Raw genomic sequence first — 25662 nt, 5'->3', positions numbered from 1 at the left:
CGGTCCCTCGCGCGGTGACGTGTGCCGGGCGAGCGGGCATCCCGTGTGGCCGGCAGTCGGGGTCGGGGTGAACGACGCGAGTGACGTATGTGTATCGGAGAGACATCGTGGCTGAGTTGGGCGGGTCATGAGCGCTGACGCCACGTCCAGACGGACGACGCGGCGGCGCCGGAGCCGTCGCTACAATCCCGACGGGTCGATGACCCTCATCGAACACGTGTACGACTTCCGCAGGCGCCTGCTCTACGCGCTGCTGGTGGTCGTGGCCGGCGGCACGATCGGGTTCCTGTGGTTCGGTACGGGCGTCGGTCCCGTTCCAGCTCTTGGTGACGTGATCAAGGGCCCGTACTGCGACATTCCCCAGGAAGCGCGCCTGGATACCGGCGACGGGTGTCAGCTGCTCCAGACGGCGCCCTTCGAGGCCTTCATGATCCAGCTGAAGGTCGGCATCGCCGCCGGTATGGTGCTGACCGGGCCACTGTGGCTGTACCAGATCTGGGCGTTCCTCGCGCCCGGCCTGTACCAGTGGGAACGCAAGTACGCGCGGATCTTCGTATGCGTGGCGTCGCTGCTGTTCGCGCTCGGCGCCGCGCTCGCCCTCGTCATTGTCCCGCTCGCGCTCGGCGTGCTGGTCGGCTTCGGTGGCGACACCTTCATGACGGCGTTGCGCGGCCAGGAGTACATCTCGTTCATCCTCGCGCTACTGGTGATCTTCGGGATCAGTTTCGAGCTGCCGCTGCTGATCGTGATGCTCAACAAGGTCGGCGTCGTGCAGTACGCGCAGCTCAAGCGCTGGCGGCGCGGGATCATCGCCGGGCTGTTCGTCTTCGCCGCCTTCGTGACTCCGACCGACCCGTTCTCCATGATCGCCTTGGCCTGCGCGTTGACCGGCCTGTTCGAGCTCGCCATCCAGCTCGCCCGGATGCACGACCGAAAGCTGGAACGCCAGCGGGTGGCCGAAGGTTTCGACGGCCTGGCCGACGACGAGGCCGCCCCGTTCACCTATACCCCGACCAGCAGCGCGGGGGAGGACGCCGCCGAGCAACCGGGCTCGGACTCCCCGTCCGGCGGGCGCACCGATGACGTGACATGACGACCCGACGCGAATCCGACTGCGGACACGGTCCCTGGTGTGCAACCCTGGGTGCGTGGCTGAACGCCTAGATCTCTCCCCGGCGGAGGCCTACGTGGCCGCCAAGCGCCGGGCTTCGTATCCGCAGCTCACCGAGTTCGCCGCGCAGATGGCGTTCGAGTTCGACGAATTCCAACGCCGTGGCTGTGAGGCTCTGGAGGACGGGCACGGCGTGCTGGTCTGCGCCCCGACCGGCGCGGGCAAGACGGTCGTCGGCGAGTTCGCCGTGCACCTCGCGCTCGCCGAGGGACGCCGGTGCTTCTACACCACGCCGATCAAGGCGCTGTCGAACCAGAAGTACGCCGACCTCACCGCGTGGTACGGGGAAGGTTCGGTCGGCCTGCTGACCGGAGACACCGCGATCAACTCCACGGCACCAGTGGTGGTGATGACCACCGAGGTACTGCGGAACATGCTGTACGCGGGCTCCTCGGCGATCAACGAGCTCAGCTACGTGGTGATGGACGAGATCCACTACCTTGCCGACCGTTTCCGCGGAGCGGTGTGGGAGGAGGTGATCCTGCACCTGCCCGAACACGTTCGCGTCGCAGGGCTGTCGGCCACCGTGAGCAACGCCGAGGAGTTCGGTGAGTGGCTGGTCGAGGTACGGGGCGACACCGCTGTCGTGGTCGACGAGCACCGGCCGGTGCCGCTGTGGCAGCACATGATGGTGGGCAAGCAGATGTTCGACCTCTTCGCCGCGGACGGCGAGGGACGGGCGCGGATCAACCCGACGCTGGTCAAGCGCACCGAGGAGGCCCGGGCGGCACTCGGGCCCGCGGGGCTTCGCGGGCAGCGCAACCAACGGGGACGGGGCAAGGGCCCGCCGTCGCGGGGCGGGCGAGGGCCGAAGTTCCGGCCGCCGTCACGGATGGATGTGATCCAGCGGCTCGATACCGAGGGGCTGCTGCCGGCGATCGTGTTCATCTTCTCCCGGGCCGGTTGCGACGCCGCGGTCGAGCAGTGCTCGCGTGCCGATATCCGGCTCAACGGACCGGAGGAGGTCGAGCAGGTGCGCGCGATCGTCGACGCGCGGACGGCGGACCTTCCGGAACGCGACCTGGGCGTGCTCGGCTACTGGGAGTGGCGCGATGCGCTGGAGCGCGGTATCGCGGCACATCACGCCGGGCTGCTCCCGGCCTTCAAGGAGACCGTCGAGGAGCTGTTCGTGCGCGGCCTCGTCAAGGTGGTCTTCGCGACGGAGACTCTGGCCCTCGGCATCAACATGCCCGCGCGCACCGTCGTGCTGGAACGTCTTGTCAAGTACAACGGCGAAGCGCACGTGGATCTCACGCCGGGCGAGTACACGCAGCTGACGGGCCGTGCCGGGCGGCGCGGGATCGACGTCGAGGGCTACGCGGTCGTGCTGTGGCAGCCGGGGGTCGACCCGAAGCACGTGGCGGGCCTGGCCTCGACCCGGACATACCCGTTGCACTCCTCGTTCCGCCCCGGCTACAACATGGCCGTCAACCTCGTGGGGCAGGTCGGCGTCGAGCAAGCGCGCGAGCTGCTCGAACAGTCCTTCGCGCAGTTCCAGGCCGACCGTTCCGTGGTGGGGCTCTCCCGTAAGATCGACAGGAACAAGGAAGCCCTCGCCGGGTACGCGGAGGCAGCAGGGGAGGACTTCGCGCAGCTGCGGGAGTACGTCGAGCTGCGCAGGAAGATCTCCGATCGGGAGAAGACGCTCGCCAGGAAGCGCAAGTACGCACGGCAGGACGAGGTCGCCGACTCGCTGGAGCGGCTCCGCAAAGGCGACGTGATCTCGATCCCCAACGGCAAGCGCGCCGGGCTGGCCGTCGTGATCGATCCGGGAACCGATCCGGCGCGTGAGCCCAGACCCGTCGTGGTGACCGAGGATCGCTGGTCGGGACCGCTGTCGGTCGCGGACTTCCCGACCCCGGTGTCCTCGCTCGGACGGGTCCGCCTGCCCAAACACGTGGATGTGCGCTCGCCGAGGGTGCGTCGCGACATCGCCTCCTCGCTGCGCAACACCGGTATCGCCGCGCCGGGCAAGAAGCGGGGCAAGGCGGACGCGCACTCCGATCCGGAACTGTCCCGGCTACGCGACGAGCTACGCGCACACCCCGCGCACGGACTGGCGGACCGCGAGTCCCGCGTGCGGTGGGTCGAGCGGTACGAGCGTCTCGAGCAGGAGAACAACAAGCTGGAGCGCAAGGTAGCCGCGCGTACGCACTCGCTGGCCCGGTCGTTCGACAAGATCCGCGCGCTGCTGACCGAGCGGGGCTATCTCGTGGACGGCGAGTCCGGGGACGGTTCCGGAGGTGGCCGCGTCACCCGGGTCACCGAGCACGGGTACCGGCTCGCCCGGATCTACAGCGAGTCGGACCTGCTGACCGCCGAGTGCATCCGCCGCGACGTCTGGCGTGGGCTCGGCCCTGCCGAGCTGGCTGCGGTGGTCTCGACCCTGGTGTACGAAGCTCGCAGGGACAGCGCCGGGGAACCCAAGGTGCCCTCCGGCGGCGTCGCCGAGGCGTGGGAGCACACCGCACGGGTGTGGTCCGAGCTCGCGGAGGACGAGCGCAGGCACAAGCTGGAACGTACCCGGGAACCGGATGCGGGATTCGCCTGGCCCGTCTATCGCTGGGCGCGCGGTGAGTCGCTGGAGAAGGTGATGACAGCGTCCGAGTCGGCCGGGCAGGAACTGTCCGCCGGTGACTTCGTGCGCTGGTGCCGGCAGGTCGTCGACCTGCTCGAACAGCTTCGCGACGTGCTCGGCAACAGCGACGAGATCGGGAATGCCGCGGGGGACGCCGTGCGAGCGATTCGCAGGGGTGTGGTGGCTGCCGGAGCGACGTAGCCCGCCACCCGGTGGGTGGGTACCGTGCGACCGGTACTCGTCGGACCCCATTGGGGATGCTGCCCCACCTGCTGTGGTTGGATCCCGAGAGAACGACTGGACGGCGATTCTGCGGAGGCGAACGATGAGCACGCCGTACGGAGGCAACGACCCCCAGCAGTGGGGGCAGCAACCCTACGGCGGTGAGGCGCAGGGGGGTCCGTCGTCGGGCGGGTTCCCAGCGCAAGGCCAGTGGGGGCAGCCGGGCTACCCACAGCCGGGCCAGGAGCAGTGGGGGCAACAGCAACCACCCGGTGGCTACCCGCAGCCCGGCCAGCAGCCCCAGCCGGGACAGCCCCAACCAGGGCAACCCCAGTGGGGGCAACAGCCCGGCCAGCCGTACCCGGGGCAGCAGCCCGGCTACCCCCAGCCGGGCCAGCCCCAGCCGGGCCAGCCCCAGCCCGGCCAGCCCCAGTGGGGACAGCAGCCTCCGTACGACCCGTACCAGCAGGGCGGCTACCAGCAACCGCCGGTCGGGTACCCGGGCCAGGGGCAGCAAGGTGGCTTCCCCGGTGGAGGGGACGGCGGTTCGGGCTCGAAGTCCGGCCTGGCGCTGTGGATCGGTGTACTCATCCTGATCCTGCTGGTCGGCACGGTCGCGTTCCTCGGCTTCGTCGCACCCGGGTGGTTCACGTCCACGGTTTTCGACAACGAGGAGATGGAACGCGGTGTGCAGGACGTGCTCACCGAGCAGTACCAGATCGAAGGCGTGGAGAGCGTGACCTGCCCGGACGGGCAGCAGGTCGAGGTGGATCACTCGTTCGACTGCACGGCGGTGATCAACGGCGAGGACCGGTCCGTGAATATCACCGTGACCAGCGAGGACGGCAACTACGAAGTGGGCACGCCGGAGTAATTCCGTGGCGCCGTCGCGGTTGCTGCGACAGGATCCCGGTATGACCGACCGAGTGGTCCGCACCCTGGACCGATCCGAGCATCTGTCCGCGTACGGGGTCTTCGCCGAGGCGCTGCACGCGCCGCGAGGTCCCGACGAGAACCGCGAGCGCATCGAGCGGGCGCATCAGGTCGGGCGCTGCCTGGGTGCGTTCGACGGTGACGAGCTGGTCGGTACGGCCAGGTCGGTCGACGTGTCCGTCGCGGTTCCGGGGAGCGGCTGCGTACCCGCGTCGGCGGTCACCGGGGTCGGGGTGCGGCCGCACCGCACCCGCCGTGGCGTGTTGCGTGACCTGATGAGCACCCAGTTGGGCGCGTTCCGCGAACGCGGCATTCCCCTCGCGGGGCTACTGGCCAGCGAAGGCGCGATATACGGCAGGTTCGGCTACGGCGTGGCCACCGTGGAACGGTCGTTGCGGGTGTGGCGGCACGGCACGCGGGTTCGGGAGCAGGCACCGTCCGGCGGTGACGTCGAGCTGCTCGACACGGACGCGGCGCTGCGGCGGCTTCCCGAGATCTACCGGTCGCTGGCGTCTGCGCGGCCGGGCATGCTCAGCAGGCCGGAGCAGCTCTGGGCCGGGTGGGAAGGCTTCTACCGCCGGTCGAGCGGGGTGGCGCGTGGCGTCGTGTACCACGGCCGTGACGGTGTCGAGGGCTACGCGATGTACTGCGTGGAGCGGGACCGGGCCGGGGGAGACGGCGCGTGCGTGCTGTCCGTCGACGACATGCACGCCTGCTCGGACTCGGCCTTCGCCGAGCTCTGGCGTTTCCTGCTGGGGGTCGATCTGGTCGACCGCGTCGAGGTGTCGAACCGGCCGCTCGACGAGCCGGTCGAGGCACTGCTCGACAACCCGCAGGCGTGCCGTACCACCGGCATGCGTGACCACCTGTGGCTGCGCCTTGTCGATGTGCGCGCCGCGCTCGCGGCCCGGACCTATGGCACGGATACCGCCGTCGTGCTGTCGGTGCACGACCCGGTGTTGCCGGACAACTCGGGCACGTACCGGGTGTCCGGCGCCGGCGTGGAGCGTACGGACCGGGCGCCGCAGCTGCGCGCGGAGGTGGATACGCTGGCTATGTTGTACCTTGGCACATGGCGTCCGAGTGCGCTCGCCGGTGTGGGCAGGCTGGAGGTCGTCGATCCGGCTGCTGTGGAGTCGGCCGACCGCTTGTTCGCCGGGGCCGTGCAGCCCTGGTGCGGGACGGGCTTCTGACGGAGACGGCGTGTCAAGGAGGTTCGCGTGCCCCTTCCCTCCCCGAACCGGTCAACGGGTGGGGCGGTGCGCGGCGGCCTGCTCCTGCTGGTGCCGGTGGTGCCGCTCGTGGTGGCATGCGCGCCCGGCGAGTCGGGGCCGGGCGAGGAGCCCCGGTCGACCCGAACCTCGGCGGCATACGAGGTGCCGGACGTCACCTCCGTACCGGAACAGCAGCCGGTGTTCGACGACGCGGCCGTGCAGGATGACGTGCACACCGTGCTCACAGAGGACTACGGTATCGACGATCTCGATGTCGTGACCTGTCCGCCGGAGCAGGTGGTGGCGGAGGGCAACACGTTCACCTGCACCGCGGTGATCTCCGGGGCGGAACGGAGCGTGCCGATCACGGTCACCAGCGACGAGGGCTCGTACACCGTGGGTCGCCCGGAGTAGGGACGGACCCGATCAGTTCCGGGTCGCGAGGGTGCGCACCGCGTCGCGCAGGCGATCGGCCGACCCACCGAGGTTCCACTGCTCGGCGAGGCGCCCGACGCGCGTCGGGTCCGCGGGCGCGGCAGGGGTGGTCCGGTCTCCGGACAGGTCCACGGGAGCATCGCGCACCACGCCGACCACTCGTGGCGCGACGGTGAGGTAGTCGGCTGCCTCCGCCAGCCGCGCGCGGGTCTTGGCAGGCACGCTCGGCTCGCCGGCACGTGCCGCGTGCAGCAGCTCGGCGAGTGAACCGAACCGGACGATGAGCTTGGCAGCCGTCTTCTCCCCGATCCCCGGCACGCCTGGCAGGCCGTCCGAGGGATCACCGCGCAGCACGGACATGTCCGCGTAGGCCGCGCCTGCGGTGTCGAGCGGCAAGGAGTACTTGTCGGCGAGTTCCCGTTCCCCGAGGATCTCGGCCTTGGCCCAGCCCTTTCCCACATAGATCACGGTGGCGGGTGTGGGCGTGGAACGCACCAGCTGGAAGAGGTCCCTGTCCCCGGTGACGATCTCGACCGGCGCGGCGGTCTCCCGCGCCGTGAGCGTCCCGATGACGTCGTCGGCCTCGTAGCCTGCGGCCTCGGCGGTGCAGATCCCCATCGCGTCCAGAAGCTCGAGGATGATCGGTACCTGCGGGCCGAGCGTGTCCGGTACCTCCTCCACGGCCTCACCGGCTTCGCTGTCCACCCGGTGTGCCTTGTAGCTCGGCAGCAGGTCGACGCGGAACTGCGGGCGCCAATCCGCGTCGAGGCATGCCACGAGCCTGCCCGGGGACCGGTCGAGGATGATCCGCGCGAGGGTGTCCGCGAAGCCCCGCACGGCGTTGACCGGCGTGCCGTCGTGCGCGCGCAGCGACTCGGGCAGGGCGTGGAACGAGCGGAAGTACAGGCTCGCGGTGTCCAGGAGCACGAGGGGAGCAGTCACGTACCGCAGCGTGCCACAGGTGATCACACGCGGTACAGCCTGTTCCGGTCCCGGGTGTCGCGCGGGGTCCGCGGCCGCGCACCCCGCTGCCGGGCGGTGCGTGTCCCTCCCTCGTGCTGCGTGCCGATCGAGCGGATACGCTCGGGCCATGTCGCGTCCATCACCGCACCATTCCGCACCCGACCCGGAAAGCCTGCGTGCCAGGATCCAGCGCGCGAGCGCGGCCGCCGCCGAGTCCGGCACCGACGCCCTGCTGATCTCGCCGGGCGCGGACCTGCGATACCTGCTCGGCGTGGCGGGGGGCTCGTACGAGCGGCTCACCGCGCTCGTCATCCCCGCAGGGGACGCCGCGCCCTCGCTTGTGCTGCCGAAGCTGGAGCGCGCTGCCTACGGTGAGCTGCCTGCCGAGGAACTCGGCCTGGACGTGGTGACCTGGCGGGACGGCGAGGACCCGTACCAGCTCGTCGCGGACCTGGTGCGCATTTCCGCGGAGCCGGGCCGGGTCGCCGTGAGCGACGTGATGACGGCACGCCACGTGCTCGCGCTGCGGGACGCGATCCCGGACGCCGAGCAGGTTCTGGCCGGCACGGTGCTGCGAAGCCTGCGTATGCGCAAGGACGCCGCGGAGGTCGACGCGTTGCGCGCGGCGGCGGAGGCCATCGACCGTGTGCACGCGCGCGTGCCCGACATGCTGCGCGCCGGGCGCACGGAGGCCGAGGTCGCCGCCGATCTGGAAGCCGCCATCGTCGAGGAAGGACACACCGGGGCGGAGTTCATCATCGTCGGTTCGGGACCGAACGGTGCCAGCCCGCACCACGAGGTGTCCAACCGCACGATCGAGCGCGGTGACGTCATCGTCGTCGACATCGGCGGGCCGACAGCCGCCGGGTACTACTCGGACTGTACCCGGACGTACGCGGTTGGCGAGCCCCGTGAACCGGACGTGCGGTCGGCATACGGGGTCCTGCAACAGGCGCAGGAGGCCGCGGTCGCCGCGGTCCGTCCCGGTGTCGCCGCGCAGGACATCGATGCGGCGGCACGGCAGCCGATCGCCGAGGCAGGCTACGGTGACCAGTTCATCCACCGAACCGGCCACGGGATCGGGCTCGACGTGCACGAGGAGCCGTTCGTGATGGAGGGCAACGAGTTGCCTCTCGAGCCTGGTGTCGCGTTCAGTGTCGAACCGGGTATCTACCACAACGGACGGTGGGGCGCGCGGATCGAGGACATCGTCGTCGTCACCTCCGACGGCGTCGAGTCGCTGAACAAGCGCCCGCGTGACCTGTTGGTGGTCGGGGAGTGAGCTCGGCACTCGAGCCGGTGGACAAGGCCATCGCGCGGGAGCTCAACGCAGACGGGCGGTGTAGCTTCACCGACCTCGCCGCCCGGGTCGGCCTGTCCGTGTCGGCCGTTCACCAGCGGGTCCGCAGACTCGAGGAGCGAGGGCTGATCAAGGGCTACACGGCGCGGCTGGACGGGGACCAGATCGGGCTGCCGCTGACCGCGTTGATCTCCCTGACGCCGACCGACCCGGCCGCCCCGGATGACTACCCGCAGCGCCTCGAGCACATCCGTGAGATCGAGGCATGCTACTCGGTCGCAGGGGACGAGTCCTATGTGCTACTGGTGCGCGTGACCTCGCCACGCGCGCTCGAGGAGCTGCTGCGGCAGATCCGGGAGGTCGCCAACGTATCGACCCGGACGACGGTGGTGCTGTCCACGCCGTTCGAAGGGCGCCCCGCTCCGATCTGAGCCGTGCGCAGCCGCTCCGGCCGTGAGCGGCTCGCCTGACGTCGCGCCCGTCAGCTGCCCGGCACGCCCGGTGCCGCCCGCAACGTACCGTCGTCGGTGACCAGGCAGGCCGCCTCCTGCGCGTCGGTGGTCAGGAACTGGGTGAGGCAGCCTCCGATCTGGCGGTGCCCGGCGGCGTTCGGGTGGAACGACTCGCGGATCGCCTGGCGCGCGCGGTCGGCGTCGTCGAGGTCGTCGAACCGCACGGTGAGCCGGGTGAACCACTCGGTGCTCGGGTCCGCGCCGCCGGTACAGGCCTCGCGGCCCCTGCTGGCGCGGGAGAGGTCGAGGAAGCGTGCGCCCGCCGCGTCGGCCGCGGCGCGCAGCCCGTCGTTGAGCTCGGTCACGGCCCGGGAGCTCAACCACTCCAGGTCCTGTGTCAGGAATGGACAGCCACCGAGATCGCGCACGTCCTCGGGGATGTCCGGAGCGATCGGCGGGGCATACGACTGCAGGATGAGCTGATAGTCGTCCGTATCGTAGTGCGCATCGGCCAACGCCGCGCGCACATCGGACAGCGCGGCTTCGACGTCGGGCACCATATCCGCCACGATGTCCGACCACTCCGGGGCGAGTGTCTCGCTGCACGGCGACTCGGTGAAGTACGCCTGGATGCAGTCACGCACCCGGGACGAGAAACGAGGCTCGTCGTTGGCGCCGATCGCGACCACGACTCCGACGACGCGGTTCGTGCGAGCCAGCTCGGTGAGCTGCTCGGCCTGTGACGGTTCGCCGTAGCGCTGCCCGCCACCGAGCCGGACGTGCTCGGTGGTCGCACCCGAGCAGGCCAGGTTGACGGTCTCGTCGACACCCGGGACATCGGTTCTGTGTATCGCCGCCAGCGGCGACCGGCGGCACCAGTTGCCGTCCAGACCGTCGGTGGTCTCGGTGTACTCACCGATGCCGTCGCCGGAGAGGGTGCTGTCGCCGATGCTGACCAGCGTCCGGGGCGCGTCCTCGGGCGGCCCCGGCTCCGGCTCCTCGTCGGGAGCGAAGTCGACGACGACCAGTAGGACCACCAGCGCGGCACCCGCCACGACCGCGAGCGCGGCGTGCCACCAACGCAACCGTGGGGTCGGGAACCTCCGCATCACTGTGCATCGTACGGGCAGCGTTGTATGCCGGCTGTGTGACGGTACGGGTCACTTACCCGTGGGACACGGGTGGGCTCAGTCGGCCGCGTGCTCCCAGGCACGCCTGCCGGACTCGGGAAGCGTGTCGATCGGGTCGTAGTAGGGGTACCGGCGGGTCAGTGCGTCCGGGTCGTCCGTCTCGATGCCCGTGCGGTAGTTCTTCGTCCAGTACGAGATGCCGAGCTCCCGGTCGTACTCGGCGAGCTGGTGCACCCAGCGCTTGCCGACGTAGGGGACGTCGCACACGATGCGGGGTGTGGCGTAGCCGGGCAGGTAGCCCATGATCGCGTGCTGCAGGTGCTGTGCCTGCGCCACGGAGACCCGCCAGTGCTCCGCGTTGGGGATCATGTCGCACATGTAGAAGTAGTAGGGCAGGATGCCCGCTTCGTCCTGCAGGCCGAAACACAGGTCGAGGAGCGCATCCGGGGTGGCGTTCACACCGCGCATCAGGACCCCCTGGTTGCGCACATCACGAACGCCGACCTCGAGGGCCGTGCGTGCGGCCTCCGCGACGAGCGGGGTCAGCGACTGGCCGTGGTTGACGTGCGTGTGGATCGCGAGGTTGACACCACGCCGAGCCGCGGTGCGCGCCACGCGTTCGAGCCCTTCCACGATCCTGGGTTGGAGCCAGTGCTGAGGCAGCCCCGCGAGTGCCTTGGTGGCCAGCCGGATGTCCCGGATCGACTCGATGGCCAGCAGCCGCATCAGGAAGCTCTCCAGCTGGTGCCACGGCACGTTCGCGACGTCGCCACCCGAGACCACGACATCCCGCACGCCGGGGGTGTTGTGCAGGTAGTCGATGATGACGTCCTGCCGGTCGGCCGGTTTGAGCTCGAGCTTGAGCTTGTCGACCTGCGGCGTGGAGTTGCCGACGAGGTCCATCCTGGTGCAGTGCCCGCAGTACTGCGGGCAGGTGGACAGCAGCTCAGCGAGAACCTTGGTGGGGTAGCGGTGGGTAAGCCCCTCGGCGACCCACATCTCCGCCTCGTGCAGCGAGTCCCGCTCCGCATAAGGGTGCGACGGCCAGGTGGGCAGCCGGTCGGACCGCACGGGCAGCATGTACTTGCGTAGCGGATCGGCGAGGAACGCGTCGGTGAACTCGCCTGCTCCTGCCGTAGCAGCCATGGTGTTGAGCATCTGCGGCGGAAGCAGCATCGACATCGTCGCCGTCTGTTGCTGGTCGGCCTCGAGATCGGCGTAGAAGCTCTCGTCGAGCAGGTCCCCCATGAGCGCGCGGAGCTGCTTGATGTTGCGCACGCAGTGCACGCGCTGCCACTGCGCGTCGCGCCACTGGGCCTCGGTGACATCCGACCACCCGGGAAACCGTCGCCAGTCCGGCTCGGCGAGTTCGGTACGCCGGTAGACGTACGGCTGCTCGAGGCTCTGGCCGGCCTGCGCGACGGATCGCTCCGTTACCGCGGTCATGGTGTCCACTCCTCACCGGTCGTGGCCGGGCAGGTCGTGCCCGGCCGCTGACACACTCTTTTCCTCCATACCGAATCAGGATGAAATATCTCCTGTCAAACATCGATAATGACGTAAATATTTTCCCACGTGACGCGTTCGGGTCATGGGGTTGCCGCTGTCACCGCGTGGAGGGGCCATGCGCGCCGTCGAAGCGGGAACCGGCAGACTGCGACCCGTGAACTCATCACGCACGACACTGCTGACCGGCGGGCGCATCCATTCGCCGAGCGCGCCCGATGCCACGGCGATGGCCGTCGAGGGCGCAACGGTGACGTGGCTGGGGCAGGACCGGCCCGGGCGAGCCCTGCATCCGGACGCCGAGGAGATCCCGCTGGACGGCGCGTTCGTCGCTCCGTCGTTCGTGGACGCCCACGTGCACGCCACCGCGACGGGCCTGTACCTGGCAGGGCCCGACCTGACCACCGTTGGCGGGCCCGATGAGCTGCTCGAGGCTGTGCGGGGCTGGTGCGCGGCCGCATCTGTCGGGCAGGTGCTGCTGGCCCACGGGTGGGACGAGGACACGTGGTCGAGCTCGCGCCTGCCGAGCAGGGCCGAGCTCGACGAGGCCTGCGGAACGGTACCGGTGTACCTCAGCCGCGTCGACGTGCACTCGGCCCTGGTGTCCTCCGCTCTCGCGGCCCTTGCCCCCGGAGCCTCCGAGGTAGCGGGGTGGACCGCCGACGGGCCGGTCACGTCCGAGGCGCATCACCAGTTACGCGGCGCCGCCCAGGCCGCGGTGCCCGCCGAGCAGCGCAGGCTGGCGCAGCGCACGTTCCTCGACGCGGCGGCTGCCGCGGGGGTCACGAGCGTGCACGAATGCGCCGGTCCCATGATCTCGGGAGAGGACGACCTGCGGGAGCTGGTCGAGCTCGCCTCGGCAGCCCGGCGGCCGGATGTCGTGCCCTACTGGGGCGAGCTCGCGGGCTCGACCGGCGCCGACGCGGTACGTCGCGCGCGCGAACTCGGCGCGGTCGGCCTGGCCGGGGACCTGTGCGTCGACGGCGCGCTCGGCTCGCGCACCGCCGCACTGCACGAGAGCTACGCCGACCCCGGCGAGCACTCGGCGGGCTCGCGCGGGATCCAGTACCTCGACGCGGCCGAGGTGGCCGCGCATGTCATCGCCTGCACCGAGGAGGGGATGCAGGCAGGCTTCCACGCGATCGGGGACCGGGCGGTCGGCGCGGTGATCGAGGGGTTCGGTGCGGCCGAGCGGGTACTCGGGCAGCGCGCTATCGCCGCGCGGAGCCACCGGGTCGAACACCTGGAGATGGTCGACGAGGAGCAGGCAGCGGAGCTGGCCCGGTGGAACGTCACCGCATCCATGCAGCCGGCTTTCGACGCCCTGTGGGGCGGTGCGGAGGGTATGTACCAGCGGCGGCTGGGCCGGGATCGGGCGCGCGGGCTCAACCCGTTCAGCATGCTCGCGGCGCGCGGGGTGGCGCTGGCCTACGGGTCGGACAGCCCGGTGACCCCGCTGGCCCCGTGGCAGACCGTGCGAGCCGCCGTGCACCATCACACCCCGGGAGCGGGCGTGTCGCCCCGGGCGGCGTTCAACGCGCACACCAGGGGCGGCTACCGCGCGTCGGGGCTGTTCGACGGGCTCAGCGGGAGGCTGGTTCCCGGTGCCCCCGCCAACTACGCGGTATGGGAGGTCGGGGAGCTGTCCGTCGCGGCCCCGGACGCGCGGGTGCAGCGCTGGTCGACCGACCCCCGGTCACGGGTGCCTCCGCTGCCGCGCGTCGACCCCGACGCACCGTTGCCACGCTGCCGGCGCACGGTGCTGCGCGGCGAGACACTCTTCGGGCCCTCGTGACGTTCCCGTCCTCCCGTGACGAGCCGAAGGGCTCCTTGGGTGCATCAGAGGTATCGAAGGGGTCCCTCCCTCGGCTCGCCCGGGTGCCGCGCGGCAACCCGCACGGCGACCCGCACGGCGAGCGTGATCACGTCCTCATAGGCTGAGTCCCGTGAGTGAACGCGAGCGTCGGGACGCTTTCGCCGTCCTGCCGGCGTGGATGCGCGGGCGTGCGGCGGCCTCGGCCATGCGGATGGCGCTTTCGGCCGGGTCCGGCTGGTTGTTGTTCCTGAGCTTCCCGCCCCGCGAATGGTGGTGGCTCGCCCCGCTGGCATTCGCCGGTCTCGGGCTCGCGCTGCACCGGGCAGGCTTCCGCGGCGGTGCGGCCTGCGGGATGGCATTCGGTCTGGTTTTCACCCTGACCCACCTGGCGTGGATCCAGGACTTTCTCGGCGCGGACCTCGGACCGTGGCCGTGGCTGGCGCTGTCGGCGCTGATCGCGCTGTTCATCGCGCTGGCGTGCGCGGCGATGACGGTCGTCGCGCCGTTGCCGGGAGGACCGGTGTGGATGGCAGCCCTGTTCGTCACGCAGGAATGGCTCCGCGGGGCGTGGCCGCTCAACGGGTTCCCCTGGGGCCGGGTGGCCTTCGGCCAGCCGGGCGGCGTGTTCGGCTCGCTGGCCGCGCTCGGTGGGGCGCCCCTTGTGAGTTTCGTGGTGGTTCTGACGGGCCTGTGCCTGGCGCGCCTGGCGCTGTGCATCGCCGTGCGCCTGCGGGGACGCTCGTGGCGCAGCGGCGGGGACGGGCTCGGACCGCGGAGTACGGCACGGCCACTCGGCGCCGCGACGGCAGGGGTCGCGCTTCCGCTGATCGTTGCGGTGGCGACCTGGCCCGCGATCGGTACGGAACCGACGAACGGGACGATCGATGTCGGCGTGGTGCAGGGTAACGCGCCGGATGCCGGGCTGGACCTGCTCGGGGCGCGAGAGACCATCCGGAAGAACCATATCGCCGAGAGCGAGCGGTTCCTGGACGCACTCGCGTCGGGTCGCCACGAGCAGCCGGATCTGGTGGTATGGCCGGAGACCGCGACCGATGTCGTCGACGGTGACCCTGTCGTGGACGATCTGGTGAGCCGGTTCGGCGCTCCCGCGCTGATCGGCGCGATGGTCCATGACCCGGTGCGAAACGAGCGCGAGAACGCCGTTGTCCATTGGAACCCGCACAGCGGGGCGCAGGACTACTACGCCAAGCAGGAACTCGTGCCGTTCTCCGAGTACATACCGATGCGTGCGATCGCGAGCTGGTTCACGCCGTTCGTCGATCACATGGTCGATATGACCCCGGGCCGGGAGCGTGCGGTACTGGATGCCGGGCAGACCCGGGTGGGCGTCGCGATCTGCTACGAGTCGGCCTACGACTACGTGCTGCGCGATGCGGTATCCAGTGGGGCGGAGCTGCTGGTCGTACCGACCAACAATGCCTGGTTCGGGCGAGGGGAGATGACCTACCAGCACCTGGCGATGTCCCGGCTGCGCGCGATCGAGCACGGCCGCGCGGCCGTCGTCGCCGCAACGAGCGGGATCAGCGCTGTCGTCGCACCGGACGGCACGGTCCGGCACCGGACGGAACTGTACACGGCGGAGTCGTTCGTGCGGCCTGTCCCGCTGCGCGACACCAGCACCGTCGCCACCGCGTTGGGTGCCTGGCCCGAACGCATCCTCGTCGGCGGTGGGTTGGCCGCGGTTCTGGTGGCGATAGGGTTGCGGTTTCGCGATCGTGCCGCGTACTCGCGTAGCGCCGACCAGGACAGGAGTGGGTAACCCCGGCGATGGACAACAATGCTGTGCTGGTGGTCGTGCCGACCTACAACGAGCGCGACAACATCGGGTCGTTGGTGACGCGGCTACACCGCGTACGGCCGGACACGCACGTGCTGGTCGTCGATGACGGCAGCCCGGACGGTACCGGCGCGCTCGCCGAGGAGCTCGCCTCGCGGGACGATCGCGTCCATGTGCTGCACAGGAAGGGCAAGGCCGGGCTCGGCGCCGCCTACATCGCCGGGTTCCGCTGGGGGTTGGAGCGGGAGTTCGGCACGCTGGTGGAGATGGACGCGGACGGTTCGCACGCCCCCGAGGACCTGCCGCGCATCCTGGCTGCCGTTACCGAGCACGACCTCGTCATCGGGTCGCGTTACGTCCCCGGTGGCAGCGTGGTGAACTGGCCGCGCCGCAGGAAGGTGCTGTCGAAGGGCGGCAACCTGTACTCCCGGCTCGCGCTCGGGGTGCGGATCAAGGACATCACCGCCGGTTACCGTGCTTACCGCCGGGCGGTGCTGGACGCGCTCCCACTCGAGGAGGCCGACTCGCAGGGGTACTGCTTCCAGATCGACCTCGCCTGGCGTGCCATCCGTGCCGGGTTCTCGGTGGCCGAGGTACCCATCACGTTCACCGAACGGGAGGTCGGCCACTCCAAGATGACCGGCTCGATCGTGCGGGAGGCCGTGCTCAACGTGGGAGCGTGGGGCTTGCGCCATCGAGGCAGGCAGCTTCGCGCGGCAGTGGCGCGCCGGAACGGGCCTCGAGGCTGAACACGACGAGGGCCCCACCGCAGCGGGTGGGGCCCTCGTCACGGGCGAGTAGTGCGTGGCCGGGCCGCGTGATCTCAGGTTCCGCGGTTACGTCGCTCCTGCAGCTCGTTGAGGCGCTCGTTGAGCAACTCCTCCAGCTCGGGGACGGACCGGCGCTCGAGCAGCATGTCCCAGTGGGTCCGTGGCGGCTTGGCCTTCTTCTGCTCCTGCTGGCTGCCGTCCATGAGCTCGGACTCGGTGCCGTGCAGCCTGCACTCCCAGGTCTGCGGGATCTCGGCGTCGTCGGAGAACGGTACTTCGAAGCTGTGGTCCTTGGGGCAGGCGTAATGCACGGTACGCCGCGGAGCGAGGTCGTGATCACGATCAGTCTCGTAGCTGACCGCCCCCAACCTGCTACCGCGGAGAACGCGGTCGGCCATAGTGTGATCCTTTCGGTCGGCTCGGCAAGCGACAGGGTGCTCACACTGTGCAACGAACGGCGCCGTCCCAGGGTTCCCTGATGGAGCAGTGCCGCCTCCGGTGCGCAGTATCTCGGAGCTCGAGGAGTTCCTCTCCACGGAGACATCGCTGTCACCGGCTCATGACGGCCGTTGTCCCCGCGAACCTGCGCGTCGCTGGTTCACAGAGCTGCTCACGCGCGTGCGAGCCGCCTCGGGGAAGCGAACCACCGACCCACAGGTCTCCCACATGCAGGTTAACGGTTGCCGACGGCGCCGCTACGACCGGCCGATGCATGTGCGGGTTCCGGTGCAGTGATCGATCGCCAGTGAGCACGGTTGGTCACGTAACGTGATCAACCTGTGGGTCCGAACGGTAGTCGCAAGTCCACGGATGGGGAATGTCTCTACCGGTCCGGTGCGCGGTCTCACACCACGGCAGGCTCGCTGTTGCCCGCGGCCCGGATGGCCCTGCGGACGGGCAGGAAGGCCAACAGCAGAAAGCCCAGGATGAAGAATACGGCCAGGGCGATGATGGCGGGCCGGAATGAGCCCGACGCTTGCGCGATCAGACCGAACAGCGCGGTGCCGAACTGGGGTGTTCCGCGCTCGGTGACCAGGTACAGGCCGAAGTACTGCGCCTCCTTGCCCGGGGGGATGAGCTGGCTGAACAGCGACCTGGACAGCGCCATGACCCCGCCGAGTACCAGGCCGATCGCGGCGGCCACGGACCAGAACATCAGTTCGTTGCCTGGTTCGAGGTGGTAAGCGGCCACCAGCACGCCGATCCAGAGCAGGAGGCTCGTCATGATCGTGCGCTTGGCTCCGGCACGTTCCGCGACCAGGCCGTGCAGGCGTGCCCCGATGAAGGCGAGGAACTGCACCACGAGGATGGTGATGATGAGCACGTCCTGCTCGAACCCGAGTTGCTCGGTGCCGTACTGCGCCGACACGCTGACCACCGTGGAGATGCCGTCGCTGTAGATGAGGTAGGCGCCGAGGAACCACAGCGTGAGCGGGAACGCGAGGGCGCCGCGCAGTGTCTTGCCCAGCTCCACGAATCCCGCGGTCAGCGGCGATCGGCCCGGCTCGACCGCGCGAGGGACGCTGTGTTGCCTCAGACGGAACAGCGGGATGAGGGTGAAGCCCGCCCACCAGATGCCGGAGCTCAGAAACGCCAGGCGTACGGACTCGGTCTGCGTCAGGCCGACGGCGTCGTGGTTGAGGACGAGCACGAGCTGCAGCGCCAGCGCGATGCCTCCGCCCAGATACCCCATCGCCCAGCCCCGGGTGGAGACGGTGTCCCGTTCATCGGCATAGGCGACCTCGGCGAGGAACGAGTAGTAGACCACGATGGAGCCGCCGTAGGAGACCTGGCCGATCAGGTACATCCCGGCGGCGAGCTGCCAGTTGGTTCCGGCGGCGAAGACGATCATCGATACGGCTGTGGCGCCGGTGAACGCGAAGATCGCCAGGAGCAGCTTCTTGTTGCGGCTGCGATCGGTGATCGCGCCCGCGACAGGAAGCACCAAGAACTGGATCACGGTGGCCGTGGCGACCAGGTAGTTCCACAGCACACCCGCGGGGAGCTGGAGGAACAGCAGCTCGATGTCGCAGGAGACGAGGTTGTTGGCGCTTCCGGCGGCGTCGACACACGGGTCGGGCCCGTTGCGCTCGGTGTCGGCCTGCGCCGAGTCGGAGGCGAGCCCACCGATGTAGGCCGCCCCGAACGTGGTGGTGACCGTGGTGAAGAACGGCTGGTTGGCCCAGTCGTAGAAGTACCAACCGATCTGCTCGCGCCTGCGCCGGGCGGGATCGGCCGCCGGTACCGCCGCGTTCTGGTGACTGGTCATACCACCTCAGCTTGCTGACGCCGGTGCGCAGGGCGCACCCGTACACGGGGGACTGTTATGGCAGCGTACGACCGATGGTGAGGTGCTGGATACATCACGTCGAACGCGCGGACCATTGTCCGGCTCATGTACGGCTCCCTCGCTGTCCGGGTGTGTCCGCCCCTGATCATTGCCGGATACGGGTAACCCGGCTGTGGGAATTGAGGCTGAAGATGCTGGTGTGTGTCTTGTGGCTCACGTGAATGATATCTACCGTGCCGATCATGACGGTTCTACCGGCGCTGCGGCGATTTCCGGCCAGTGCGGCGGTACTGGCTCGGGGGTTCGCCGTTACCGCCGTCCTCGGCTGTGTCGGTGCCGGGGCAGTGGTTCCGGCCGCGGCCGATCCCTCGTATGCGGACTGGGCCGAGCTGCGCATGTGCGAGTCCAGCGACCGCTACGGCGCCGATACCGGCAACGGGTACTACGGCGCATACCAGTTCGACCTGTCGACGTGGCGCAGTGTCGGGGGAGAGGGCAGGCCTGATCGGGCCAGCCCGGCCGAACAGGACTACCGCGCGCTGTACCTGTACCGGATGCGCGGGTGGCAGCCGTGGGAGTGCGCGGGCGCGGGTTTCCTCGAACTGCGTGAGGACATCGACGCGCGCAGTGGTGTTGTGCCGTCCTATGAGGACTCCGTGTATATCGGCGATCCCGAGGCGCCCCAACCCGAGCCTCGCCCGCCCCACGAACCGGACACCGGTCCGGAGACCATGCCACCATGGCCGGGAGTGGTCTACGCCTACGGAGACTGCGCGGCTGCACTACGCGACTTCCAGCTGCGGATGAACGCATACGACTTCGATCACGTATTCACGGGTTCGGGATGCTACTACGAGAAGACGCGGGAGGCAGTACTCGCTGTGCAGCGCGCCAACGGCATCAACGACTCCGGCCGGCTGGGTCCCAAGACGTGGCGCGCGGCATGGGAGGGAGAGCCGCCGAACTGAGGATGCCCGGCGAGGCCACCCGTCGTATGCCCGGCGGGCACGGGGCCGGGCCGCCTAACCGGCGGGCGAGGCCCACAGCCCGCGTTCGCGGAGAACGGCGCGCAGGAGGTCCGGCCGGTCGGTGACGATACCGTTCACGCCCATGTCGAGCAGCCGGCGCATCTGCAACGGCGTGTTGATGGTCCAAGCGTGTACCTCCGCTCCGGACCGGTGTGCTGTGCGGACGAAGCGTTCGTCGAGCAACGCGAACCGCCCGTAGCTCGGTGGTACCTGGGCCATCAGCCCGGTGATCCGGCGTCCCAGCCGGGCCGCACGGAACCGTGACTCACTCCACAGGGTATGTACGGACCACGGCGACATCGCGGTGGCGAGCTTCGGGCCTGCCAGGCGGCGCAGGCGGGCCAGCCTGCGTCCGGAGAACGCCGCGGCGCCGATCCGGTCTATCGCGCCAGTGCGTTCGATGACACGAACGAACGGCTCAACGGCCGCATCGATCTTGACGTCGATGTTGAACAGGACCTCCGGGAGCTCCTCGAGTACGTCCTCGAGCCTGCTGACGGGTTCGATGCCGCCGATGCGCGCCCGGCTCACTTCGGCCCAGCGCAACGAGCTCACCTGTCCGCTCCGGTCGGTGGTCCGGTCGAGCTCACTGTCATGGTGCACGACCACCACGCCGTCCGCTGTGACCTGAACGTCGGTTTCGATGAACCGGTAGCCCTCGGCGGATGCACGCCGGAACGACGCAAGGGAGTTCTCCATGCCGTCGAGGTCGCCGATGTGCCAGCCACGATGAGCGAAGGCGCGGTGGCCCGGTACTGCGAGGTACGGATGACGTCGACTCACACTGATAGTGTGCCTGCCCGGCGTGGCCGCGAGGTAACGAGCCGATGGCCGTATATGGTGCATCGTCGTGGACACGATCATGACCGAAAATTCGTCACGTGACGAATTGAGCACGGGGCAGGGGAACGTCCGGTACTGCGGATGGTGCGGGGCGCGCCTCGCGGATGGTGGCAGCATCGGGCGGAGGCGCCGGTACTGCGGCCAATCCTGCCGCCAGCGCGCGTACGAGCGCCGGATGGCCGTGCAGCGCAGCGGGTTGCCCGAGGACGCCGTCGTGCTGTCACACGCCGAGGTCGCCGCACTGCAGGATCGACTTTTCCAGCTGCGCTGTGCCGCCGAGGACATCGTGACGGCGGCCGACGACCGCGCGCCTGCGGAGGATCTCCGCGAGCTGGCAGGCGAGCTGGCACGAGCCGCCAAGGGAATCGAGCAGCTGCGTTGAGCGGGCGGTCCGGGACGAGGCGGGGTTACCGTCACAGTGACGTTCTGGCAGAAGGTTGTGACCGCTCTCCTCGTACTGCCCGCTGACGCCGATAATGTACATTATGTTAAGTAATGTCCGGCGGATGGCATCCGATGTGGTCACTCGCCGCTCCCCTCTGAGCCGCAGTACAGCCGGTTGATGCGCGCGCCGGGCCCATCCACGCAGCCGTCGCCTCAGCAGGTCCGGCTCAGTCGCATGCTTGTCCCGAGCCGGGCGAGTTTGTGCGGGTTGCGGATCCCGTAGATACGGGTGACCCGCCCCGCGTCGAAGGCCAGGCTGATCGCTGCGTTGAGCTCACCGTCGATGTCGACCCGGAGTGCTGGTGCACCGTTGAGCCACACGGTCCCGACGCGGGCCTCGGGAGCGACCCTGGCGAAGCCGGCGAGCATGCGGGCCACGCGCTCCGCGCCCTCGATCGGCCGTGGGATCGCCGGCACCAGCCCACCGCCGTCGGCGACCAGCACCACGTCGGGCGCGAGCACCTCGAGAAGGCCTTGCAGGTCGCCGGTCAGGACCGCCGAGCGGAACCGCTCCACAGCGGCGTGTTGCTCGGCGCGGCTCACCTCCATGCGGGGCCTGCGGGCCGCGACGTGCTCCCGCGCCCGGTGGGCAGTCTGGCGAACCGCCGCCGGGGACTTCTCGAGTGCGTAGGCGATCTCCTCGTACGGCGCCTCGAACACCTCCCGCAGCACGAACACGGCCCGCTCCGTCGGGCCGAGCGACTCCAGCACCGTGAGCATCGCGATCGAGACGTTCTCGGCGAGCTCGACGTCCTCAGCCACATCGGGACTGGTTCGCAGCGGTTCGGGCAACCACTCCCCGACGTACTCCTCCCGCTGCCGCACCAGGGTGCGGAGCCGGTTGAGCGCCTGCCGGGTCACGGTCCGGACCAGGTAGGCCCGCGGGTCGCGCACCTCGGTCCGGTCGATGTCCGCCCAGCGCAGCCACGCTTCCTGCACGACGTCCTCGGCGTCGGAGGCTGAGCCGAGCATCTCGTAGGCGACCGTGAACAGCAGGCTGCGGTGGGTGACGAACGGGTCGTCGCTCATGCCTGCGAGGCTACGTCGCTCGGCTGCGCAAGGGGCGGCAGGCCGCAGGACGACGCGAAGCCCTGGGCCTCGATGCCGAGAGCGACATTCGTGCGCGCCATCTGGTTCGCCATGGCGGCGAACGCGGTGAGCTCGACCATGGCCGGGGCGCCGAGCTGCTCGAGCAGGCGGGCAGCGAGCTCGTCGGTGACGGTCGGCGGCGTCTGGCTCATCGCCTCGGCATACTCCATCACGTCGCGTTCCAGCGGCGTGAAGACCTGCGATTCCCGCCAGCGCGGCACCTCCCGGGCCTTGCTCTCGTCGAGCCCCTCGTTGTGCGCCTGGAAGTATCCCAGGTCGAGGCAGAACGAGCAGCCGATCAGGGATGCCACCGCCATGTGGGCGTAGGACTTCAGGTTCTTGTCGCACTCCTTCCACTTGGCAGCCTTCCGGCCCAGGCCCATGCTGTCCTTGAGCACCGGTAGGTTGTGCCACATCACTCCGACGGCTTCGGGCACCTCGCCGAACATCTTCCTGCTGAACCTCTTGATCAGTGCGCCGTATACGCCGGTGATCTCGGCTTCGGGGATCCGGGGTGTGCTGGCCATGTCGCCTCCTGTCGTCGCGGCTTCGACATACAGACACCGCAGGCGGCCGTGTTGTGACATCCCGAGGCGGATCCGGTGGTCGAGACCGGGCGAAGGTTCGCGTCTCGAGTTCGGCTGCGCCGCCGTCACCACCACTTCCCCACTGTCGAACAGATCACCGGCCGGAGCTGCTCTGCTGGTCGCCGACCAGCAGGCCGTCACCGACGACATCCGTGGCAACCCGGAGCAGCTGTCGCAACTGCGCTTCGTCGTGCCGTAGGCGGTCCGGGCGCCAGCCGAGACTGATGATGCCGTTCCAGGCAGCCCACAGAACGGTGGCGACCTCCTCCGGGTCGACCTCGCGTAGCTCACCGGCTTCGATGCCCTGGCGCAACGCCGCGACAAGCCGCTTGTTCTGCTCATCCACGGACCGGGCAAGCCGGTCGGCTAGTTCCTGCCCAGCCTGATACTGACCGGGACTGTTGGGGAAGGCCAGCATCCGGAAATAGTCGGGGTAGGCCAGGTAGAACGCGAGATACTCCTCGGCGGCAGCGTAGATCCGTTCGAGCGGAGTCGTGCCGGCAGCGTACGCGCGGTCCATGAAGTCGCGGTCGGCCTGCAGTGCGTGCTCGACGACGGCAGCTTGCAATCCCGCCTTGGAGCCGAAGTGGTTGTAGATGGACCCCACGGCAACGCCCGCCCGTTCGGCGAGCTCCTCGACGGTCACGTCATCGGCTGAGCGTTCGCGAAAAACCTCCTCAGCCGCACGCAACAGCGCGGCGACCGTCCGTTCCTTGCGCCGGTCCATGCCACCCCTTCCTGTTTTGCAACGGTTGCAATAAATCCGGTTTCAGGTTAGCGTACTCGCCAAGTTATTGTAAGCGTTGCAAGATTTACCGGAGGTCGTCATGGGACCAGCCGTGGAGCCGATCCCATGACCGAACCGCGCTGGCACCTCCTGCTGACCGCCCTCGGCGGTGGCTATCTCGCGCTGGCCTTGTGGGCAGCCCTGCATCCGGTCTCCTTCGAAACGGCGATCGCCGACTTCGGCCCCACCAACGTGCACCTGCTTCGTGACTTCGGGGCATGCGCGGCCACATTCGGTATCGGCCTGCTGCTCGCCCGGAACAAGCCGCACTGGCGCCCACCGGTTCTGGCGATGGCCGCGGTGTGGAACGGCCTGCACGCGGTCTCCCACATCGTCCATGTCACGGAGGCGCACCCGGCGATCATCGGACCGGCTGAAGCTGTGGCGCTGGTCGGCGTCACAGTCCTGTTTGCCTGGCTGGCCAGAGCCAGTACCGCTACCCGCCCGAAGGAGCGACCACATGACCTCGGAAAGTGACATCCGGAGGCTCGCCGAGCGCTACGGACCGGCGTGGAACGACCGCGACCTCGACGCGATCATGTCTCTGCACACAGATGACACCGCATTCCGGCTGCACCTGCTCGATGCGCCCGACATCGTCGGCCGGGAGGCCGTCCGCGAGGCGTTCGCCGGCCTCATCGAGGCGTGGCCCGATATCCACTTCGCCACCGAACAGCTCAGCTACGGCACCGGATTCTTCGTGCACCGGTACGTCATGAGCGGAACTCTGGCCTGCCCCATGCCGTTCGGCGCGCTCATCGCGTACCCCACCGGTGACGGAATCTCCCTCACCGGAGCCGACGTCATCACGGTCGTCGCGGGCAAGGTGCACCGCAAGGACACCTACCTCGATATCGCCTCCGCCCAGCAACAGCTCGGCCTGCTCGACGGGCCATCCAACCCGGCACAGGTACAGGGGCGACGGTGATGAGCCGGCAGACCGAACGGACCGACTGGTCGAAGGTGCACGAGCAGGTCGTCGAGACGTTCGCCGGAGGCTGGGCCGACCCACACGTCCACGCCTGGGACGACCTGCTCTCCGAGGACGTCGAGCTCACCCAGCCGCTCCTGGCCGACGCCACAGGGCTGGACAGCTACCACGACGAGGTTCGACGCCTGCTCACGCTCGCCCCCGACGTGCGCGGCGACGTCCTGACCTGGGCAGGTCGCAGTGACGTCGTGTTCATCGAGCTGCGGATCACCGGCACAGCGGGCCGTGCGCGTGTGGACTTCCGCACCTTCGACAAGCTGCATATCACCCGGTCCGCCGTGGTCGTGCGTCGTGAGGCGTTCTTCGACCCCTTACCTGTCGCGAAGGCGTTGCTCACCCACCCGAGCTCATGGCTGCCGTGGTGGCACTCGGGCATCGGACCGCTGACCGGACGACGCCGCTTCCTGAGGAGGTAAGCAGTGACCGGCCATGCACGCTGGAGGGACCCCCGGCTCGGCCGTACCGACGAGGTATGCCTCGATGCCGGGAGAGTCCGCTACCACGAGGCCGGCGACGGGCCCGCGCTCGTGTTCGTACACGGTTATCTCGTGAACGCCAACATCTGGCGCAAGCTCGTTCCCCTGCTGTCCGAACAGTACCGCTGCATCACGCCGGACTGGCCGCTCGGCTCGCACGTGGTTCCCGTGCCGTCCGAGGCCGACCTCTCCCCGACCGGTATCGCGCGGCTGATCGCCGGCTTCCTCGAAGCGCTGGATCTGTGCGACGTCACGCTCGTCGGTAACGACTCCGGCGGTGCCTACAGCCAGCTCGTCGCCGCCCGGCACCCGCGACGGCTGAGCGGCCTGGTGCTGAACTCCTGCGAGACGCCGTGGTGCTCCTGGCCCCCGAACCCCGGAGGGTTCGGCGTACTCAAGGCCGCCGCGCGACATCCGGCCAGCCACCGTGCGCTCTACCAGGCGCTTCGCTGGGAGCGCACTTGGCGGTGGCGCAACACCTATGGCTGGCTGGCGAAGTACCCCATCGATGTCGACGCGATGCGTAGCTACGTCCGGCCGGTCATCACCAGGCGGGACATCCGTCTCGACGGCCGCAAGGCGATCAGTACGGTCTCCGCGCGGTACAGCAGGGATGCCGCGGAGCAGCTCCGGGACACCTTCACCGGACGCGTGCTGTGCGCCTGGGGCTCCGAAGACCGTGTCTTCGCCCTCGACGACGCACGTCGGTACGCGGCGAAGCTCGGTGCCCGGCTGCGCACGATCGATGACTCCTACACCTACACGGCGGAGGACCAGCCCGAGCGCACTGCCGATGTCCTGCGCGATTGGTTGGACGGGACCGACCGCGGGGCGTGACG

25 protein-coding genes are annotated in these 25662 nt (G+C 69.3%); 16 read left to right on the top strand and 9 right to left on the bottom strand.

Going from position 1 to position 25662, the window contains the following annotated elements; translation table 11 throughout:
* Window positions 1–127: 127 nt before the first annotated feature.
* From tatC to CHB84_RS17745, 5 genes are all read left to right on the top strand, one after another.
* Complete coding sequence (gene tatC, locus CHB84_RS17765) at window positions 128–1093, top strand: twin-arginine translocase subunit TatC (protein WP_089302760.1); 966 nt, start codon at window positions 128–130, stop codon at window positions 1091–1093.
* Between the two features lie 55 nt (window positions 1094–1148).
* Entirely contained in the window at window positions 1149–3950 is a 2802-nt protein-coding gene (locus CHB84_RS17760) for a DEAD/DEAH box helicase (RefSeq protein WP_245818813.1), read from the top strand.
* A gap of 124 nt (window positions 3951–4074) precedes the next feature.
* Window positions 4075–4845 carry a DUF4333 domain-containing protein gene (locus CHB84_RS17755; RefSeq protein ID WP_089302759.1) on the top strand — a complete coding sequence of 257 codons (771 nt, stop codon included), beginning with the start codon at window positions 4075–4077 and terminating at the stop codon, window positions 4843–4845.
* Between the two features lie 40 nt (window positions 4846–4885).
* Complete coding sequence (locus CHB84_RS17750) at window positions 4886–6097, top strand: GNAT family N-acetyltransferase (protein ID WP_089302758.1); 1212 nt, start codon at window positions 4886–4888, stop codon at window positions 6095–6097.
* A gap of 27 nt (window positions 6098–6124) precedes the next feature.
* Complete coding sequence (locus tag CHB84_RS17745; RefSeq protein ID WP_089302757.1) at window positions 6125–6532, top strand: DUF4333 domain-containing protein; 408 nt, start codon at window positions 6125–6127, stop codon at window positions 6530–6532.
* A 12-nt stretch (window positions 6533–6544) separates the two neighbouring features.
* Here the strand turns inward: CHB84_RS17745 and CHB84_RS17740 are convergent, their stop codons facing one another.
* Window positions 6545–7495 (bottom strand): 5'-3' exonuclease, encoded by a 951-nt coding sequence (locus CHB84_RS17740; RefSeq protein ID WP_245818812.1) that lies wholly within the window; start codon window positions 7493–7495, stop codon window positions 6545–6547.
* A gap of 148 nt (window positions 7496–7643) precedes the next feature.
* Between CHB84_RS17740 and CHB84_RS17735 the strand changes: the two genes are divergently transcribed.
* A complete protein-coding gene (locus CHB84_RS17735) occupies window positions 7644–8798 on the top strand; it encodes a M24 family metallopeptidase (RefSeq protein WP_089302755.1) in 1155 nt (384 codons plus the stop codon).
* Entirely contained in the window at window positions 8795–9247 is a 453-nt protein-coding gene (locus tag CHB84_RS17730; protein WP_089302754.1) for an Lrp/AsnC family transcriptional regulator, read from the top strand. Before CHB84_RS17735 ends, CHB84_RS17730 begins: the two co-directional genes overlap by 4 nt.
* Before the next feature lie 50 nt (window positions 9248–9297).
* On the opposite strand, the gene CHB84_RS17725 is transcribed toward CHB84_RS17730, so the two are convergent.
* Complete coding sequence (locus tag CHB84_RS17725; RefSeq protein ID WP_089302753.1) at window positions 9298–10377, bottom strand: GDSL-type esterase/lipase family protein; 1080 nt, start codon at window positions 10375–10377, stop codon at window positions 9298–9300.
* A gap of 78 nt (window positions 10378–10455) precedes the next feature.
* Window positions 10456–11844, bottom strand: coding sequence for a KamA family radical SAM protein (locus CHB84_RS17720; RefSeq protein ID WP_089302752.1), 1389 nt, complete (start codon window positions 11842–11844; stop codon window positions 10456–10458).
* Window positions 11845–12061: 217 nt separating this feature from the next.
* On the opposite strand from CHB84_RS17720, the gene CHB84_RS17715 reads away from it, so the two are divergent.
* The 3 genes from CHB84_RS17715 (at window position 12062) to CHB84_RS17705 (ending at window position 16267) form a co-directional block, all read left to right on the top strand.
* Window positions 12062–13699: an amidohydrolase gene (locus CHB84_RS17715; protein WP_217898615.1), complete on the top strand. Its 1638-nt coding sequence runs from the start codon at window positions 12062–12064 to the stop codon at window positions 13697–13699.
* Between the two features lie 151 nt (window positions 13700–13850).
* Complete coding sequence (lnt, locus tag CHB84_RS17710) at window positions 13851–15500, top strand: apolipoprotein N-acyltransferase (RefSeq protein ID WP_245818811.1); 1650 nt, start codon at window positions 13851–13853, stop codon at window positions 15498–15500.
* 8 nt (window positions 15501–15508) lie between these two features.
* A complete protein-coding gene (locus CHB84_RS17705; RefSeq protein ID WP_089302750.1) occupies window positions 15509–16267 on the top strand; it encodes a polyprenol monophosphomannose synthase in 759 nt (252 codons plus the stop codon).
* 74 nt (window positions 16268–16341) lie between these two features.
* Here CHB84_RS17705 and CHB84_RS17700 read toward each other — a convergent pair whose 3' ends face one another.
* Window positions 16342–16686: an RNA polymerase-binding protein RbpA gene (locus tag CHB84_RS17700; RefSeq protein ID WP_089302749.1), complete on the bottom strand. Its 345-nt coding sequence runs from the start codon at window positions 16684–16686 to the stop codon at window positions 16342–16344.
* Between the two features lie 446 nt (window positions 16687–17132).
* Window positions 17133–18557: an MFS transporter gene (locus CHB84_RS17690; RefSeq protein ID WP_089302747.1), complete on the bottom strand. Its 1425-nt coding sequence runs from the start codon at window positions 18555–18557 to the stop codon at window positions 17133–17135.
* 263 nt (window positions 18558–18820) lie between these two features.
* Here CHB84_RS17690 and CHB84_RS17685 point away from each other — a divergent pair, with 263 nt between their 5' ends.
* Window positions 18821–19546, top strand: coding sequence for a transglycosylase family protein (locus CHB84_RS17685; RefSeq protein WP_089302794.1), 726 nt, complete (start codon window positions 18821–18823; stop codon window positions 19544–19546).
* 54 nt (window positions 19547–19600) lie between these two features.
* On the opposite strand, the gene CHB84_RS17680 is transcribed toward CHB84_RS17685, so the two are convergent.
* Window positions 19601–20389 carry a glycerophosphodiester phosphodiesterase family protein gene (locus tag CHB84_RS17680; RefSeq protein WP_245818810.1) on the bottom strand — a complete coding sequence of 263 codons (789 nt, stop codon included), beginning with the start codon at window positions 20387–20389 and terminating at the stop codon, window positions 19601–19603.
* A gap of 79 nt (window positions 20390–20468) precedes the next feature.
* On the opposite strand from CHB84_RS17680, the gene CHB84_RS17675 reads away from it, so the two are divergent.
* Entirely contained in the window at window positions 20469–20831 is a 363-nt protein-coding gene (locus CHB84_RS17675) for a hypothetical protein (RefSeq protein WP_089302792.1), read from the top strand.
* 215 nt (window positions 20832–21046) lie between these two features.
* Here CHB84_RS17675 and CHB84_RS17670 read toward each other — a convergent pair whose 3' ends face one another.
* The 3 genes from CHB84_RS17670 to CHB84_RS17660 all read right to left on the bottom strand — a co-directional run bounded on the left by CHB84_RS17670 (window position 21047) and on the right by CHB84_RS17660 (window position 23296).
* Window positions 21047–21922: an RNA polymerase sigma-70 factor gene (locus CHB84_RS17670; RefSeq protein WP_089302746.1), complete on the bottom strand. Its 876-nt coding sequence runs from the start codon at window positions 21920–21922 to the stop codon at window positions 21047–21049.
* On the bottom strand, window positions 21919–22509 hold the full coding sequence (locus tag CHB84_RS17665) for a carboxymuconolactone decarboxylase family protein (protein WP_089302791.1): 591 nt from the start codon (window positions 22507–22509) through the stop codon (window positions 21919–21921). Before CHB84_RS17665 ends, CHB84_RS17670 begins: the two co-directional genes overlap by 4 nt.
* Before the next feature lie 154 nt (window positions 22510–22663).
* The gene (locus CHB84_RS17660; protein ID WP_089302745.1) at window positions 22664–23296 is read right to left on the bottom strand and encodes a TetR/AcrR family transcriptional regulator; all 633 of its coding nucleotides are present in this window, start codon (window positions 23294–23296) and stop codon (window positions 22664–22666) included.
* 126 nt (window positions 23297–23422) lie between these two features.
* Here CHB84_RS17660 and CHB84_RS23020 point away from each other — a divergent pair, with 126 nt between their 5' ends.
* Genes CHB84_RS23020 through CHB84_RS17645 form a run of 4 tightly spaced genes read left to right on the top strand, consistent with a single transcriptional unit; the run spans window position 23423 to window position 25660 of the window.
* Window positions 23423–23833, top strand: a complete 411-nt coding sequence (locus tag CHB84_RS23020; RefSeq protein ID WP_176440022.1) for a hypothetical protein — start codon at window positions 23423–23425, stop codon at window positions 23831–23833.
* On the top strand, window positions 23817–24284 hold the full coding sequence (locus CHB84_RS17655; protein WP_176440021.1) for an ester cyclase: 468 nt from the start codon (window positions 23817–23819) through the stop codon (window positions 24282–24284). Before CHB84_RS23020 ends, CHB84_RS17655 begins: the two co-directional genes overlap by 17 nt.
* The gene (locus tag CHB84_RS17650) at window positions 24284–24763 is read left to right on the top strand and encodes a nuclear transport factor 2 family protein (RefSeq protein WP_089302743.1); all 480 of its coding nucleotides are present in this window, start codon (window positions 24284–24286) and stop codon (window positions 24761–24763) included. The genes CHB84_RS17655 and CHB84_RS17650 overlap by 1 nt, the downstream gene beginning before the upstream one ends.
* Before the next feature lie 3 nt (window positions 24764–24766).
* A complete protein-coding gene (locus tag CHB84_RS17645) occupies window positions 24767–25660 on the top strand; it encodes an alpha/beta fold hydrolase (protein ID WP_089302742.1) in 894 nt (297 codons plus the stop codon).
* Window positions 25661–25662: the final 2 nt, after the last annotated feature.

Source organism: Haloechinothrix alba (assembly GCF_900188115.1).
Taxonomy (GTDB): Bacteria; Actinomycetota; Actinomycetes; order Mycobacteriales; family Pseudonocardiaceae; genus Haloechinothrix; species Haloechinothrix alba.
Note: the sequence above shows the minus strand (reverse complement) of the source record. Positions and strands in the feature narration are given on the sequence as shown.